The sequence below is a fragment of the Amycolatopsis sp. NPDC102522 genome, from assembly GCF_055584485.1.
Genome location: NZ_JBVJLY010000004.1, coordinates 216077 through 231986, shown reverse-complemented (window position 1 = coordinate 231986; position 15910 = coordinate 216077). Strand labels below are relative to the sequence as shown.

Sequence of the window (15910 nt, the reverse complement as noted above, 5' to 3'; positions counted from 1 at the left end):
GCGCGAGGACGTCTTGCCATGGTCTGGTCCATTCTGCGGGAGGCGGGGACCGGCCGATCCTCACCGGACCGGACGGCCGCGTCAAGAGTTTCCGGCCGGTACGAGGGGTGTTAATTTTTGCCATAAACTAAGACCCGGCGAGTCACCCGGCCACGCGCCCCCGGTTGCGCCGCTTGGCGGTGTACGGCAGCGCGAACAGGTAGAGGCCGCTGAACATCAGCAGGAAGAGCGGCGGCAGCGGCGTGTAGAGCACCCATTGGGCCGAGCCGCCCAGCGCCACGACGACGAAGCAGACGATGACGGTGGCGACGAAGACGAGGGACGTCCACCGGTGGAACGTCCGGATCCGCTTGCTCACGAGAACCTCCTGGAGTCGTTTTGCCCGTGGCGAAGACGCTAGGGATTCCGTGAGCACCGGCGCTTCTCGATTCCTGACCGGTCCCCTTGACCTCCACATTACTTGAGCTTTTATCTTCGCGGAGAACGAAGGGAATCACCCATGACCGTCTTGGTAACCGGGGCCACCGGGAACACCGGCCGCCACGTGGTGGCCGAACTCGTCCGCCGCGGGGAACGCGTCCGGGCACTCACCAGGAACCCCGCCGAGGCCCGGCTTCCGGCGGGTGTCGAACTGGTGGAAGGCACGCACACCGCACCCGAAACGCTGACCTTCGACGGAGTCACCCGGCTGCACATCACCGCGACCGCGGGCCTCGCCGACGTCGGCGCCGAACTGGTCAAACGCGCCGTGGACGCGGGCGTCCGGCGGATGACCATCGTATGGGGCGGCTACGTCGGGCCGACGGAACAGGCCATGGCCGAGTCCGGCGTGGAATGGACGCGGCTGGAGCCCCAGGAGTTCATGTCCAACACCCTGACCTGGGTTGATTCGGTCCGCGCCGGAAACCTGGTCCGCGAGCCGTTCGACCTCCCGGGCGCTGTGGTGCACGAGGCCGACATCGGCGCCGTCGCCGCCGCCGCGCTCGTGGAGGACGGGCACTCGGGCAAGGTCTACAACCTCACCGGACCGGAGGCGCTGACCACCCGCGAGCGGATCGCGATCCTCGGCGCCGCGCTCGGCCGCGACATCGTGCTGGAGCAGATCACGAGGCAGCAGGCGATCGACAGGCTGCTGACCGAAGGAGTCTCGGTGGCGGACGCCGAATACGTCGTCGACTGGCACGGCGATCCGCCGGCGGAAGCGAGCACCGTGGTCGACACCGTCGAGCAGGTGCTCGGGCGCCCGGCGCGGACGTTCGCGCAGTGGGTCGCCGAGCACGTGGACCGGTTCCAGGACTCGTGAGTGGCCAGGCAGGTTCTAACTAATAACTCGCCTAGCCACTCACGAGGTCCTGGGCTCCAGCACGGTGCGGCGTCCTGGTCGCCCGCGGTACATGAAGGCCCCCTTCATTGCGCCTAGCGCTGTGAAGGGGGCCTTCATGTACTTGGGGAGGGCTTCACCGACGCCAAGGTTCTAACCGTCCTAGCCACTCACGAGTCGTCCCGGAACCAGGCGCCGATCCCCGCCAGGGCGCCCGGACCGTAGTCGCCCCTGACGTCGTCGGCCAGATCCGCGATGGAGACCGCGCGCAGCGCCGCCCGCCACTGGACTTCGGCGTTGGCCATCGCACGGCTGATCGCGCACGGCGCGGTGCACGCCTCGGGCGGTGTCGCCATCGGCCCACGCTGCCGGATCTCGGTGCAGATGAAGGCCGGACCGGGCCCTTCGATGGCCTCGACGATGTCGAGCACCGTGATCTCCGAAGGCGGCCGGGTGAGGACGTAGCCGCCGGCCTTCCCCTGCACCGAGCGGATGAGACCGGCCCGGGCAAGGGACTGGAGCTGCTTCGCGAGGTAGCTCGGGGAGACGTCGTGAAGCTGCGCCAGGCGCGCGGCGGGCGCGGGCTCGTCGAGCGACGTCAGCACGACACAGCAGTGCAGGGCCCACTCGACCCCACCGGACATCTTCACCCGGATTACTCTAACCCGCCCCTTGACTCGGACACAATGTGTCTGAGTATTATCTCGGACATGAGGTGTCCGGGTTAGCGGACGCCCACGACGAAGGGCACTGGGCCATGAAATTCGCGGTCATCGGCGGAACCGGGCTGATCGGTTCGCAGGTCGTGCGGAACCTGAACGACGCCGGGCACGAGGCGGTGCCGCATTCGCCGTCCACCGGGGTCGACCTCCTCACCGGCCAGGGCCTGGACGCCGCGCTCGACGGCGCCGACGTGGTCGTCAACCTCACGAACTCCCCGACCTTCGACGACGCCTCCCCCGTGTTCTTCCAGACTTCGATGGACAACCTCGTCGCGGCGGCCAAGAAGGCGGGCACCGGGCACTTCGTGATCCTGTCGATCGTCGGCGTCGACCAGGTCCCCGAGCTCGACTACTACCGGGCGAAGACGCTGCAGGAGGACATCCTCAAGAACAGCGGTCTCCCCTACTCGATCGTCCGCGCCACCCAGTTCATGGAGTTCGTCGGCGCGGTCCTGTCCTGGACCGCCGACGAGAACACGGTCCGCCTGCCCAGCACGCCGATCCAGCCGATCACCGCGGCGGAGGTCGCCGCGGCCGTTTCCGAGGTCTCGGCGGGCAAGCCGCTGAACGGGACCCTCGACGTGGGCGGCCCGGACGTCTACCCGCTGGACGAACTGGGCCGGATCACCTTGTCCGCCAAGGGAGACAACCGTTCGGTGACCGTCGACGAGACCGCGGGCATGTTCTCCGCCGTCCACGGTGACGTCCTCACCACCAAGGACGGCGCCCGCCTCGCCGAGACCCACTACCTCGACTGGATCAAGTCATGACCACGGACCACGCGCATCACCTGGAAAACCCCAACGCGACCACGCCGCCGCCGAAGATCGAGATGATCTCGTCGGTACCGGCGCCGCCGATGCCGACCGACGCGGAGGCGATGACGATCCTGGTCACCTTGCCGCCCGGCTGCGAAGGCGCGCCCCCGCATCGGCACACCGGGCCCGCGTTCGGCTATGTCGTCAAGGGCGCGATCGTCTTCGAGCTGGAGGGCGAACCGGAAAGGGTCGTGAAGGCCGGCGAAGCGTTCTGGGAGCCGGGTGGTGACGTCATCCACTACCAGGACGGCAACCACTTCGCCGACGCCGAGAGCCAGTTCGTCGTCACGATGTTCGGCGAGCCGGGGCAGCCGATGCTCATCCCGGTGTCCGCGGAAGAGCTCCAAGAGCGGAAAGGCCGTCGAGCGCCGAGGCCGTGACGCGGAGAGGGCCGCACCCGCCAGCGGGTGCGGCCCTCGTGGTTCAGCTCGGCAGCAGCGCCGGAGCGGCGAGACGGCTGGCGTTCGCCGCTTCGTCGTCCGGTGCGGCCTGCGCGGAACGTTCCGCCTCGACCCGCGCGAGGTAGTTGGTGACCTCGCGCTCCTGCTTGTGCGAGTCCCAGCCCAGCAGCGGCGCCATCAGCCCGGCCACCACCGGCGCCGCCGTCACACCGCGGTCCCGCTCCTCGATCGAGATCCGGGTGCGGCGCGTCAGGACGTCTTCCAGGTGCAGCGCGCCTTCGTGCGAGACGGCGTAGACGACCTCCGCCTTGAGGTACTCCGCCGTCCCCGGGATCGGCTCGCCCAGTTCGGGACGCTCCGAAATCGACTCCAGGATGTCCTCGATCGCGGTGCCGTAGCGCTGCAGCAGGTGCTCGATCCGGCCGATCGGCAGGCCCGCGCGCTGGGCGAGCGAGTGCCGCGTGCCCCACAGTTCGTGGTAGCCCGCCGCACCGACGATCGGGAGCCGCTCGGTCCACGACGACGGTGCCGGCCGTCCGAGGTCCTCCACCGCGACGTCGACAGCGTCGGCGGCCATCACCCGGTACGTCGTGTACTTGCCGCCCGCCACGATCACCAGACCCGGCACCGGATGCGCCACGGCGTGCTCCCGCGACAGCTTCGTCGTCGACGTCGCCTTCGCGGCCAGCAGCGGCCGAAGCCCGGCGTACACGCCTTCGATGTCGTCGGCGGTGATCGGCGTGCGCAGGACCGCGTTGAGGTGCCCGAGCACGTAGTCGACGTCCGCCTGGCTGGCCGCCGGGTGCTCGCGGTCGAGATCCCATTCGGTGTCGGTGGTGCCGACGATCCAGTGCCGTCCCCACGGGATGACGAACAGGACGCTCTTCTCGGTGCGCAGGATCAGCCCGGTGTCCAGGTCGATCTTCTCGCGCGGCACCACCAGGTGGACGCCCTTCGACGCGCGCACGGTGAACGGCGCGGGGATGCCCGCCGCTTCCGCCATGTCGTCGCTCCACACGCCGGTCGCCGCGACGACCGTCTTCGCCCGGACCTCGATCTCCGCGCCGCTCTCGCGGTCGACGACCTTGGCGCCGACGACACGTTCGCCGTCACGGATCAGGGACGTGACGCGGGCCCGGGTGAGCACCGAAGCGCCTTGCTCGGCCGCGGTCCGCGCGATCGTCATCGTGTGGCGGGCATCGTCGACCTGCGCGTCGTAGTACTGGATCGCGCCGATCAGGGCGTCGTCGGCCAGCCCGGGCGCGACCTTGCCCGCGCCACGCTTGGACAGATGCCGATGCCTCGGCAGCGCGCGAGCCCCGCCGAGGGTGTCGTAAAGCGTGACACCCGCGCCGATGTACCCGCGCTCCCAGACACGGTGCTTGAGCGGCACCAGGAACTTCACCGGTCGCACCAGATGCGGGGCGAGGGTCTGCAGCAGCAGGCCGCGTTCCTTCAGCGCCTCGCGGACCAGCTTGAAGTCCAGGTTCTCCAGGTAGCGCAGCCCGCCGTGGATCAGCTTGCTGGACCGGCTGGACGTCCCGGCGGCGAAGTCCCGGGCCTCGACGAGCGCGACGGAGAGCCCGCGCGACGCCGCGTCGAGTGCGACGCCGGCACCGGTCACTCCCCCGCCGACGACCAGCACGTCGATCTCTTCGCGGGCGAGCTTGCGCAGCGTCTCGGCACGGTAGACCGGGGAAAGCGGTACGGGTGTCACGGTGTTCCTCCTCCTGTTCATCGGGCTCACTCGACCTCGACCCAGTCGAGCGTGCGGCCGACGGCCTTCTGCCAGCCCGCGTAGCCCACGGCGCGCTGTTCGTCCGTCCAGGACGGCTCCCAGCGCTTGTCCTCGTTCCAGTTCTGTTCCAGCTCGTCGGTGGACTTCCAGAACCCGACGGCCAGTCCCGCCGCGTAGGCGGCTCCGAGCGCGGTGGTCTCGGCGACGACCGGCTTCGACACCGGCACGCCGAGGATGTCGGCCTGCAGCTGCATGCAGAGTTCGTTCGCGGTCACGCCACCGTCCACCCGCAACACGTCGAGGGTGACGCCGGAGTCGTTCTGCATGGCGTCGACGACGTCGCGGGTCTGGTAGCAGATCGCTTCGAGCGTCGCTCGCGCCAGATGCGCGTTGGTGGTGGCGCGGGTGAGGCCGACGATCGCGCCGCGCGCGTCCGAACGCCAGTACGGCGCGAAAAGGCCGGAGAACGCGGGGACGAAGTAGACGCCGCCGTTGTCCTCGACCTGGCGGGCGAGGCTCTCGCTCTGCGACGCGCCGCTGATAATGCCCAGCTGGTCGCGCAGCCACTGCACGGCGGAACCGGTGACGGCGATGGAACCTTCCAGCGCGTACACCGGCTTCTCGTCGCCGAACTGGTAGGCCAGCGTCGTGAGCAGGCCGTGCTTCGAGCGCACGACCTCGTGCCCGGTGTTGAGCAGCAGGAAGTTGCCGGTGCCGTAGGTGTTCTTGGCCTCGCCGGGCCGGAAGCACACCTGGCCGACGGTCGCCGCCTGCTGGTCGCCGAGCACGCCGGTGATGGCGACCTCGCCGCCGAGGGGGCCGTCCGCGCGGGTGACGCCGAAGTGACCGTTGTTCGACGACGGCCGGATCGACGGCAGCATCTGCTTGGGGACACCGAAGAACGACAGCAGTTCGTCGTCCCACTGCAGCGTTTCGAGATCCATGAGCATGGTGCGCGAGGCGTTGGTCGGGTCCGTCACGTGGACGCCGCCGTCGGGCCCGCCGGTGAGGTTCCAGATCAGCCAGGAGTCCGTGGTGCCGAAGAGCGCGTCGCCCTTCTCGGCGTCTTCGCGGACGCCGTCGACGTTCTCCAGGATCCACTGCAGCTTGCCGCCGGAGAAGTAGGTGGCGGGCGGCAGACCGGCCTTGCGGCGGATGACGTCACCCTTGCCCGCGCGTTCCAGCGCCGAGGCGATCCGGTCGGTGCGGGTGTCCTGCCACACGATGGCGTTGCAGTACGGGCGCCCGGTCCGGCGGTTCCACACGACGGTGGTCTCACGCTGGTTGGTGATGCCGAGCGACGCGAGGTCGGCGGCGGTCAGCTTCGCCTTGTTGAGCGCGGTGGCGATGACCGAACGGGTCCGCTCCCAGATCTCGGTCGCGTCGTGTTCGACCCAGCCCGGCTTCGGCAGGATCTGTTCGTGCTCGAGCTGGTGGCGGGCGATCTCGTTGCCGCCGTGGTCGAAGATCATGAACCGCGTGCTGGTGGTGCCCTGGTCGACGGCGCCGATGTAGTCAGGCATGGTTTCGCTCCTTAGGAAACGCGCTCGATGTCCTTGGCGGGCAAAGCTTCCGGTGCGGGATCGCTGGGGAGGTAGCGCTCGATGAAGTACTTGTAGATCGCGCCGCCGATGACCGCGCCGATGATCGGTGCCGCGATCGGGATCCACCAGTACGGATAGCCGTACTGGTCGGTGAACGCGGTGTCGTAGCCGGTGAGCCAGGACATCAGCCGCGGGCCGAAGTCGCGGGCGGGGTTGATCGCGTAGCCGGCGTTGGTGCCCCAGGCCATGCCGATCGCGACCACGAGGAAGCCGACGACGACCGGCGCGAGGTTCGCGGCGGGCGCGGTGTTGCGGAGGTCGGTGATGGCGAAGATCACCAAGGCGAGGATGGCGGTGCCGATGATCTGGTCGCGGAAGGCGCCCCAGTCACCCACCGGAAGGGTTCCGTTACCCGGAAGGGTGGAGAAGACACCCTGGGTCTTGATCGTCAGACCGGGGTCGGCGGCGTTGAGCACCTCGGTGTAGTTCCAGCGCACCAGCAGCGCCGCGACGAACGCACCGGCGGTCTGCGCCAAGGCGTACGGCGCGACCTTGCGCCACGAGAAGCCCTTGAACACCGCGAGCGCCACGGTGATGGCGGGGTTCAGATGCGCGCCGCTGATCCGTGAAGCCACGTAGATACCGAGCGTGACACCGATGCCCCAGGCCCACGCGATGCTGTCGTGATCCCCGATGCCCGCGGCGACGACCTGTGCCACCACCCCGCAGCCGAACAGGATGAGGATCATCGTCCCGACGAACTCCGCCGCCAGTTCGCCCGCGAGTCCACGAGCCTTGAGGTTTCGCACCATTGCTTCCTCCACAAAGGACACCGTTGCCCTGTTGAGGCCGAAGTTAAGTTCGCGGAAACGCGGGGTCAACGGACACCGGTCGGCATTGTCGAACGTCCGAAGACGATGTTCGACATTGTCGAATCAGGGCCGGTCGGGCTACGGTTGGGCCGTGCCCGGTCCGATCCAGTCCATCGAGCGCGCCGCCGCGATCCTGCGGTTGCTGGCGCGCGGTTCCGGCCGTCTCGGGGTCGGCGAGATCGCCGATTCCCTCGAACTGGCCAAGGGAACGGCGCACGGGATCCTGCGCACCCTGCAAGGGGTCGGCTTTGTCGAACAAGACCGTGACACCGGGAAATACCAACTGGGCGCGGCGCTGCTGCACCTCGGCACGAGCTACCTCGACGTCAACGAACTCCGGTCACGCGCCATCAACTGGGCCGACGCGCTGGCCGCGCGCAGCGGCGAGGCCGTCCGGATCGGCGCGCCGCTGGAAGGCCGGGTCCTGGTGGTACACCACGTGTTCCGGCCCGATGACAGCCTGCAGACGCTCGACGTCGGCACGCTTCTGCCGTTGCACGCGACGGCGCTCGGAAAAGTACTTCTGGCCTATGACACCGGTCTCGTGGCATCGTTGCGCACCGGCGGGCCGGAGTCCTACACACGCCGGACCCTGGTTACCCAGACCGCGATCAAACGCGCCTGCGGCAAGGTGCGCGAGGTGGGCTGGGCGAGCGAGAACGGCGAGATGATCACCGGCGAGGCCGGGATAGCGGCGCCGATCCGCGGGCACGGCGGCATCGTGGTCGGCGCGATCGGCGTGTCCGGCGCGACGGAACGGATCTGCGAAGCCGACGGCAGCCCGATCCCCCGGCTGCTCGGCCACGTGCGCGACGCGGCACGGGCGGTCTCCCGCGATCTCGGCGCGTCCCGATGGTGATGGAGGTGCTCGTGTGGTCCAGCGCTACGTGATGTCGATCGACCAGGGCACCACCTCGACGCGGTGCATCCTGTTCGACGCGCGCGGCAGGCTGGTGTCGGTCGCGCAGCGCGAACACCAGCAGCACTTCCCCCGGCCCGGCTGGGTCGAACACGACGCGACGGAGATCTGGCGCAACGTCGCCCGGATCGTGCCGCAGGCGCTGGCCGACGCCGGTGCCGAACCGGCGCAGGTGGTCGGCCTCGGCATCGCGAACCAGCGCGAGACGACGGTGCTCTGGGACCGCCACACCGGCAACCCGGTCGGGCGCGCGATCGTCTGGCAGGACACCCGCACCGACGCGATGCTCGAACAACTCGCCCGCGAGCCGGGCGCCGACCGCGTCCGGCGGCTGTGCGGACTACCGCTGGCCACGTACTTCTCCGCGCCCCGCATCCGGTGGATGCTCGAAAGAACCCCTGGCCTGCGGGAACGCGCCGAGCGCGGCGACGTCCTGTTCGGGACGGTGGAGAGCTGGCTGATCTGGAACCTGACCGGCGGTCCGGACGGCGGCGTCCACATCACCGACGTCACCAACGCCTCGCGCACCATGCTGATGAACCTGCGGACGCTGTCCTGGGACGACGAACTGCTGGAGTTCTTCGACGTCCCGCGCGCGATGCTGCCGGAGATCCGGCCGTCGACAGAGGTGTACGGGACGACGTCGCGGGTGGTGCCGGGGATCCGGATCGCGGCGGCGCTCGGCGATCAGCAGGCGGCGCTGTTCGGCCAGACCTGCTTCGCGCCCGGCGAGGCGAAATGCACGTACGGTACGGGCAGTTTCCTGCTGCTCAACACCGGTCCGACGCCGGTGCTCTCGACCCACGGCATGCTGACCACCGTCGGGTTCAAGATCGGTGACGAGCCCGCCGTGTACGCCCTCGAAGGGTCGATCGCGGTCACCGGGTCGCTGGTGCAGTGGTTCCGGGACGGGCTGGAACTGATCGGCAGCGCACCCGAGATCGAGACACTGGCGCGCACGGTCGAGGACAACGGCGGCTGCTACATCGTGCCCGCCTTCTCGGGCCTGTTCGCGCCGCATTGGCACAGCGAGGCGCGCGGCGTGATCGCCGGGCTGACGTCGTACATCACCAAGGGTCACCTCGCCAGGGCGGTGCTGGAGGCAACGGGTTGGCAGACCCGCGAGGTCGTCGACGCCATGAACGCCGATTCGGGGCTCGCGCTCTCGACGCTCAAAGTGGACGGCGGGATGACCGCGGACAACCTGCTGATGCAGTTCGTCGCCGACGTCCTCGACGTGCCGGTGGTCCGCCCGATGGTCGCCGAGACGGTGTCGCTGGGCGCGGCGTACGCGGCCGGATTGTCGGTCGGGTACTGGCCGGATCTGGAGGGCCTGCGCCGGAATTGGCACCGCGCCGGGCAATGGCTGCCGTCGATGAACCCCGCCCGCCGGGACAGCGAGTACGCGCACTGGCGCCAAGCCGTGGAACTGACGTTCGGCTGGATGCGCCCGGGACCCACGGCCGCTCCCCCGGGCTCCGACCTGGTCGAGGTCGTCCTGGCCGACCACCGCCGGATCGAACAGCTCTTCCGGGACCTCCGCAACGACGAGGCCGACCGGCCGGCGCTGCTCGCGGAACTGTCCGCGGCCTTGGTCGCGCACGCCACCGCGACGGAACGGATCGTCCGTCCTGATGCGACAGAGAACGGCTTCGCTTCCGAGTTGCTCGCGGTACTGGAATCGGAAGACTTCGAGAAGGCGTTGGAATCACTGGAGAATTCGGTGGACGCGCATATCCGCGCGGAGGAACGCGGGTTGCTGAACGAACTCCGGCGCACACTGTCCACTTCGGACCGCACCGGCCTCGGCCGCGCTTTCGTCGCCGAACGGCAGCGACAGCTGGACCTCGACTGCGGGTCCGTCGCACACGTCCGCGAACAAGGGAACCGGCTGCGGCTCTCGTGACGTGCTAGCCTGTCGCCGTGCGCCGCTGGACTCGACTCGTACTCAAGCGCGCCGGCTGAACCAGGTCGCCGGCGCGCAGTCCGGCGACCCCTCGGCACGGGGTATCTCCCGGGACCTGGCCCTCCATGGCCTGTTCGCTTCCCGCCTTTGGAGACCACGATGTCGCTCACCACTTTCCAGGTTCCCGCCCCTCGTTCGTCCATGCTGGTCCGCCGCCGGATCGCCACCTACTTCGTCGGCGGCGTCGACCAGATCCCCGGCCTCGTCGACGCGCTCGGCTGCCTCGTCCACGACCTGTCGGTCGACGTGCGCGACGGCGTCCGGGAAAGCACGATGACCTGCGCCGTCCTGATCTCGGCGGACGAGGTCGAACCGCTGCTGGACCGGCTGCGGCGCCTGGACGCGGTCATGTCCTCCGAACTGCTGTGACCCCACTTGCGCCTCGGGCCTCGTGAGTGGCAAGGCAGGTTCTGGCGGACCGGTATTTGCCTTCCCACTGGGATCCGGTGTCGTCGTGGTGGATGGAAGGGGTGACGGGGGAAGATTTCGGACGTTGAATGTCCGGAATCTTCCCTGCTCGGCTGTCGGCTGGGGCGTCCTCGTGACGGTGGAGGATTTGGGACGTTGAGTGTCCCGATTCCTCCATCGTCGGCCCGGCGCTCTCTTGAATCGCCACCTTCGCGCAGGTCGGGTGTAGGTAGGCACAAACCGGTCCGTTCTAACGGCACTTACCACGCGGTTGTCGGATGCAAGCTTTCTGTGGCAGGGCCTTGATCAACGGAGGATCCGGGACACTCAACGTCTCTGATCTTCCGTTGATCAAGGTCCGGACCGGGTGACCTCGCGACGGTGAAGGATTTGGGACGTTGAACGTCCCAAATCCTTCACCGTCGATCGGGCATCCGCCGGGATCGCCACCTTCGCGCAGGTCAGCGGCAGGTAGGCAAATACCGGTCCGCCCGAACCGCCCTCACCACTCACGAGGCTCTGGACCCGCCGCGCTTCTGTCTCATAGCGCGTGAAGGCCTCCTTCACTACCTTCAGGGTAGGCAAGGAGGCCTTCACGGACCGGGCCCGCAGGTACGACGTCCTCGTGAGTGGCAGGGACGGTTCTAACCCCACTTGCCGCTCACGAGACCCAAGCCCCACTTGCACGATTCCATGCAGCCGATCCCCAAAGCGGCACCCACCTCTTGACTTAGTTAGGAAGCCTTCTTAACTTCAATTTCATGTCTGAGACTCCCCGAAACCACAGGTCTCAAGCCTATCGCCGGCTCAGCCTGGCCGAGAAGCACGACAACTTCGTCAACCAGTACTCCCGGCGGACCCTGTTCCGGGTGGGCGCGGTGGGTGGCGCGGCGCTCGCCGCCGGTGGCGTCCTGCTGCCCGGTACCGCGGCCGCGTCCCCGACAGGCCCGACAGTCCTGCTCAACACCGACAGAACCGCGGGCTCGGCGCTGCGGCCGTTCGGGCGGCACATCGCCTACGGGGCCGACCCGTCCCAGCAGGTCGTGGTCTCCTGGCAGGTTCCCGCGGCGGTGACCGCGCCGTTCATCCGGATCGGCACGACCCCCGGCGACTTCAGCCCGCCCATCCAGGCCGAGGTCCGGGCGCTGACCAGCCAGATGTCCTGGCAGCATCCGGTCGAGGAAGTGCCGCCGAACAGCCCGAAGTCGATCACCCAGTACTACCTCCACGCCCGGATCGACCGCCTCCTGCCCGGCACCACCTACTACTACGTCGTCGGCCACGAGGGCTACGACCCCGCCGCCAGGCTCGGCGAGATGGCGAGCTTCCGCACCGCCCCCGCGCCCGGCGGCGACGGCACGTTCACCTTCACCGCTTTCGGCGACCAGGGCGTCGGCTACAACGCCCTCGCGACCAGCAGCCTGATCGCGGGCCTCGACCCGGCCTTCCACCTCGCCATGGGCGACCTGAGTTACGCGCTCGAAGGCGAGGGCGGGCATCCGGAGGAAGACCAGTACGACGCCCGGCTGTGGGACTCCTTCTTCGTGCAGAACGAACCCGTCACCGCGGGGATCCCCTGGATGATGGCGCTCGGCAACCACGAGATGGAGGGCTGGTACTCCGCGGACGGCTACGGCGGCGTCCGCGCCCGGTTCACCATGCCGGACAACGCCTGGACGGGCTCCACGTGCATCTACTCGTGGCGCTACCAGAACGTCGGCATGATCAGTCTCGACGGCAACGACGTCTGCTACAACAGCCCGTCGAACCTGGACTACACCAAGGGCAAGCAGCTCAAGTGGCTCGGGAAGACGCTCGCCGCCTTCCGTGCCGACCCGACGATCGACTTCATCGTCGTCTACTGCCACCAGTGCACGTACTCCACCTGCCATTCCAACGGCGCCGAACTCGGCGCGCAGACGGACTGGGCCCCGCTGTTCGACAAGTACCAGGTCGACCTGGTGCTCAACGGGCACAACCACATCTACGAGCGCACCGACCCCATCCGGGCCGGCAAGGCGGCCAAGAAGGTGCCGTCGCGAGGGACCACCAACCCGGTCAAGGACGGCACGACCTACATCACCGCGGGTGGTGGCGGCGGCAGTGTCTCCGAGTTCCCGGCACCCGACACCTACCTGGGCCACGAGACCAGCAACGACGCCCCGGTCCCGATGAAGTACTCCGAACGGGACGGCAAGGACCGCACCAAGAAGGTCACCTGGTCCCGCGTCCGATTCCGCGGCTACAGCCTGGTCGCGGTCGACGTCATCGCGGGCACGGGCACCACACCGGCCAAAATGGACGTCCGCGCGATCAGCGCCGACGGCACGCTGGTCGATCAGATCATCGTGCAGCGTTCCTGACCCGGCGGCGGCCCCCGGCACCGCCGAGCACGGGGGCCGCCGTCTTCCCTCGCATCGACCGGAAAGTCAGTCCACATCGGCCGATCGGCCGGTATCCCTGACACGATGTCCGGCCCGGTTCCCGAAGCGCGAAAACTGTTTCCGTGCGGTCCGCCGCTGTTACGGATTCATGACAAAAACGAGACGGGACAACGATGATCGTCTCTGAAGATCGCAACCATGTTCGACGAACGAACCAGGCCGATCACCGTTCCCGGGGCGAACCGGCGGCTCCGCCTTCCCGCGACGATCCTGATCGCTTTCCTGGTCGTCACCGGTATCCTCGGTTACGTCATTTTCCAGGCCAACGCGGAAAGTCGCACCGCGCCGGAAAAGCGGACCGCCACCGTCGTCTTCGACCGTACGTTGGACAAGGAAGTGATCGGCGAGCAGGTCACCGAGAGATTTCGCGCCGCTTCGGTGGTGAAATTGTTCATCGCGCTGGACGCCATCACCCACGGCCCGCGGAAGTCCGACCAAGCCCAGATCCACCGGATGCTGTCGAAAAGCGACGACGCGATCGCCAACACCCTGTGGAGCCGGAACGGGGCGTCCGCGATCGTCACGCGGACGGTGGCCGCCGTCGGCCTGAAGAACACCACCCCGCCCGCCGACCCCGGCCGCTGGGGCGACACGCTGACCACCGCGGACGATATCGCCGCGCTCTACCGGCACATCCTCGAACTGCCGAAATCCAAGCGGAATCTGATCCTGAAACCGCTGCGGGAGGCGCCAAGGACGGCCGCGGACGGGTTCGACCAGTACTTCGGCATCCCGTCGGCCTTCACCGACCGGCCATGGGCGATCAAGCAGGGCTGGGCGGCCGGACACGGCGCCGTGGACGCGCACACGACCGGCCTCGTCGGCGAGGGCGACCGCTACATCGTGGTCATCCTGTCCAGCCACGCCGAGGGCACGGACCTCGCGGTGGCGACGGCCGCGGCTACCTCGGCCGCCGTGTCCCTGGTCCCCCGTCTGGAAAAGTAGCTTCGGCGGCGTTCTCGACCGTCGTTCTGAAAGCGCTTACAAGAAGCTCGGCAAGACAGGCCCGCGGGGCGGCCGAGACACCTCCGGTCTGGGCTTTCAGCACGGCCAGCTGCTCGCCGGCCAGCGGCGCGACCCGATCCAGGAACTGCCCGAGGAACCGCAGCGCCGCGAGGGGCGGGATCCCTGCCCCGGCGAGGTCCGCCACCGCTCGCGAAACGGACGGGCGCACGACGGCGGGCTCCCCCGCGTCGTCCTTGCCGAGGACGCCGTGCCGTTCCAGGCACCGGGCGACGGCGGGCTGGTCGCGGGCGATTTCGGCCATCGCCTCGTCCAGCCGTTCGGCGCCGTCCACTGTGGTCGTTCCGAGCATCGCGGCGATGGACACCAGGTTGAAGCCCTGTTTCTGCAGCACCGTGATGCGCCGCAGGCGCCGCAGATGAACCGGACCGTAGTAGGCGCACCGGCCGTGGCGGACCGGCGGGGGCAGCAAACCTCTCGTCTGATGCGCCCGGATATTGCGCGCCGACATGCCGACGATCGTGGAAAGTTCTTCGATCGGGTATCCGGCCGGTTTCGGCGAAAAGGGCTTCACGCCGACCAGCTTAACCAATGGTCGGATGAGTACGCCGTGAAGCCGGTGCAATGGGGGCACCACTGTCCACCGGCTGAATCAGCGAGTTGCCATAAGTCCATCGATTCACGCCCGGGAACGCAAGGTGAACCGCAGGGTTACATGGTTTCGTGCCAGAAGATGTCGGTTTTGGGGTGTTCTCCGCCCGCCGATTACTCCAGTCAGGCGATCTTGGTGGGCCGATGACTTCCTTGCCGTTTAAATGCAGCTGAGACATCCGATGTCTCGACTCTGTCGACGCCTGCGGAGCGCCGCTGAACCCGATGGTTGTTCGTCAAAGTTTCAACCTTTTCACCGGGAGGTTTCAATGTTCTGGAAACGGATCGCGGTCGCGGCCGTGGCCGCGACCGGTTTGGCCGCGGCGCTGGTGGTGTCCCATCCGGACACTCCCGCCGCCGCGATAGAGCCCGCCGCGGCGAAGGTGCCCGCGTTCGACCACATCGTCCTCGTGATGTTCGAGAACAAGGACTACAAGGAGATCAACGGCAGCTCCAAGGCACCGTACTTCAACAAACTCGCCTCGCAGGGAGCCAAGTTCACCAAGGCCTACGGGACGACGCACCCGAGCCAGCCGAACTACATCGCCCAGTTCGCGGGCTCGACGCACGGTGTCGACAGCAACAAATGCCAGGACCTGGGTAACAAGGAGAACATCGCCTCCCAGCTGGCGGGCATCGGCAAGAAGTTCGTCGGCTACGCGGAGAGCATGCCCTCGGACGGCTACACCGGCTGCACGAAGGACAACTACGCCCGCAAGCACAACAGCTGGGTCAGCTTCGGCAATGTCCCGGCTTCGGCGAACAAACGGTTCTCGTCGTTCCCGAGCGACTTCACCAAGCTGCCGCACATCGCTTTCGTGACCCCGGACCTGTGCAGCGACATGCACGACTGTTCGGTCGACACGGGCGACAAGTGGCTGAAGAAGAACCTCGACGCGTACGCGCAGTGGGCCAAGACGCACAACAGCCTGCTGATCGTCAATTTCGACGAGGACAGCGGGACGTCGGTGAACCAGATCTACACCACCTTCGTCGGCGCCCACGTGAAGCCGGGCAGCTACAGCGAATCCATCAACCACTACTCGATCCTCCGCACGATGGAGGCGGCGTTCGGCCTGCCGGGCATCGCCAACGCGGCGAACAAGTCGCCGATCACGAGCGTGTGGCAGTAGTCGGGTGAAC

At 68.0% G+C, this 15910-nt stretch carries 16 protein-coding genes; 9 read left to right on the top strand and 7 right to left on the bottom strand.

Going from position 1 to position 15910, the window contains the following annotated elements; translation table 11 throughout:
• Window positions 1–142 precede the first annotated feature (142 nt).
• Entirely contained in the window at window positions 143–358 is a 216-nt protein-coding gene (locus ACZ6YV_RS13915) for a hypothetical protein (RefSeq protein ID WP_465509921.1), read from the bottom strand.
• A 141-nt stretch (window positions 359–499) separates the two neighbouring features.
• Here ACZ6YV_RS13915 and ACZ6YV_RS13910 point away from each other — a divergent pair, with 141 nt between their 5' ends.
• A complete protein-coding gene (locus tag ACZ6YV_RS13910; protein WP_465509920.1) occupies window positions 500–1303 on the top strand; it encodes an NmrA family NAD(P)-binding protein in 804 nt (267 codons plus the stop codon).
• Between the two features lie 188 nt (window positions 1304–1491).
• On the opposite strand, the gene ACZ6YV_RS13905 is transcribed toward ACZ6YV_RS13910, so the two are convergent.
• Window positions 1492–1965, bottom strand: coding sequence for an RrF2 family transcriptional regulator (locus tag ACZ6YV_RS13905; protein WP_465510187.1), 474 nt, complete (start codon window positions 1963–1965; stop codon window positions 1492–1494).
• A gap of 113 nt (window positions 1966–2078) precedes the next feature.
• On the opposite strand from ACZ6YV_RS13905, the gene ACZ6YV_RS13900 reads away from it, so the two are divergent.
• On the top strand, window positions 2079–2813 hold the full coding sequence (locus ACZ6YV_RS13900; RefSeq protein ID WP_465509919.1) for an SDR family oxidoreductase: 735 nt from the start codon (window positions 2079–2081) through the stop codon (window positions 2811–2813).
• Window positions 2810–3241: a cupin domain-containing protein gene (locus tag ACZ6YV_RS13895; RefSeq protein WP_465509918.1), complete on the top strand. Its 432-nt coding sequence runs from the start codon at window positions 2810–2812 to the stop codon at window positions 3239–3241. Before ACZ6YV_RS13900 ends, ACZ6YV_RS13895 begins: the two co-directional genes overlap by 4 nt.
• Before the next feature lie 43 nt (window positions 3242–3284).
• Here ACZ6YV_RS13895 and glpD read toward each other — a convergent pair whose 3' ends face one another.
• Genes glpD through ACZ6YV_RS13880 form a run of 3 tightly spaced genes read right to left on the bottom strand, consistent with a single transcriptional unit; the run spans window position 3285 to window position 7356 of the window.
• Complete coding sequence (gene glpD / locus ACZ6YV_RS13890) at window positions 3285–5000, bottom strand: glycerol-3-phosphate dehydrogenase (RefSeq protein ID WP_465509917.1); 1716 nt, start codon at window positions 4998–5000, stop codon at window positions 3285–3287.
• Window positions 5001–5005: 5 nt separating this feature from the next.
• Window positions 5006–6523 carry a glycerol kinase GlpK gene (glpK, locus tag ACZ6YV_RS13885; protein WP_465509916.1) on the bottom strand — a complete coding sequence of 506 codons (1518 nt, stop codon included), beginning with the start codon at window positions 6521–6523 and terminating at the stop codon, window positions 5006–5008.
• 11 nt (window positions 6524–6534) lie between these two features.
• Entirely contained in the window at window positions 6535–7356 is an 822-nt protein-coding gene (locus ACZ6YV_RS13880) for an MIP/aquaporin family protein (RefSeq protein ID WP_465509915.1), read from the bottom strand.
• Window positions 7357–7507: 151 nt separating this feature from the next.
• On the opposite strand from ACZ6YV_RS13880, the gene ACZ6YV_RS13875 reads away from it, so the two are divergent.
• The 3 genes from ACZ6YV_RS13875 (at window position 7508) to ACZ6YV_RS13865 (ending at window position 10670) form a co-directional block, all read left to right on the top strand.
• Complete coding sequence (locus tag ACZ6YV_RS13875; protein ID WP_465509914.1) at window positions 7508–8275, top strand: IclR family transcriptional regulator; 768 nt, start codon at window positions 7508–7510, stop codon at window positions 8273–8275.
• Window positions 8276–8288: 13 nt separating this feature from the next.
• Window positions 8289–10241 (top strand): glycerol kinase GlpK, encoded by a 1953-nt coding sequence (glpK, locus tag ACZ6YV_RS13870; protein WP_465509913.1) that lies wholly within the window; start codon window positions 8289–8291, stop codon window positions 10239–10241.
• Window positions 10242–10400: 159 nt separating this feature from the next.
• Window positions 10401–10670, top strand: coding sequence for a hypothetical protein (locus tag ACZ6YV_RS13865; RefSeq protein WP_465509912.1), 270 nt, complete (start codon window positions 10401–10403; stop codon window positions 10668–10670).
• Window positions 10671–11060: 390 nt separating this feature from the next.
• Here ACZ6YV_RS13865 and ACZ6YV_RS13860 read toward each other — a convergent pair whose 3' ends face one another.
• Window positions 11061–11276: a hypothetical protein gene (locus ACZ6YV_RS13860; protein ID WP_465509911.1), complete on the bottom strand. Its 216-nt coding sequence runs from the start codon at window positions 11274–11276 to the stop codon at window positions 11061–11063.
• A 194-nt stretch (window positions 11277–11470) separates the two neighbouring features.
• Here ACZ6YV_RS13860 and ACZ6YV_RS13855 point away from each other — a divergent pair, with 194 nt between their 5' ends.
• Both ACZ6YV_RS13855 and ACZ6YV_RS13850 read left to right on the top strand, forming a co-directional pair.
• Window positions 11471–13072: a purple acid phosphatase family protein gene (locus ACZ6YV_RS13855; protein ID WP_465509910.1), complete on the top strand. Its 1602-nt coding sequence runs from the start codon at window positions 11471–11473 to the stop codon at window positions 13070–13072.
• Between the two features lie 219 nt (window positions 13073–13291).
• Window positions 13292–14098 (top strand): serine hydrolase, encoded by an 807-nt coding sequence (locus ACZ6YV_RS13850; RefSeq protein WP_465509909.1) that lies wholly within the window; start codon window positions 13292–13294, stop codon window positions 14096–14098.
• Here the strand turns inward: ACZ6YV_RS13850 and ACZ6YV_RS13845 are convergent.
• Window positions 14055–14690 carry a MerR family transcriptional regulator gene (locus ACZ6YV_RS13845; RefSeq protein ID WP_465509908.1) on the bottom strand — a complete coding sequence of 212 codons (636 nt, stop codon included), beginning with the start codon at window positions 14688–14690 and terminating at the stop codon, window positions 14055–14057. The two genes, ACZ6YV_RS13850 and ACZ6YV_RS13845, sit on opposite strands and share 44 nt — an antisense overlap.
• 346 nt (window positions 14691–15036) lie before the next feature.
• Between ACZ6YV_RS13845 and ACZ6YV_RS13840 the strand changes: the two genes are divergently transcribed.
• Entirely contained in the window at window positions 15037–15900 is an 864-nt protein-coding gene (locus tag ACZ6YV_RS13840; protein ID WP_465509907.1) for an alkaline phosphatase family protein, read from the top strand.
• Window positions 15901–15910 lie beyond the last annotated feature (10 nt).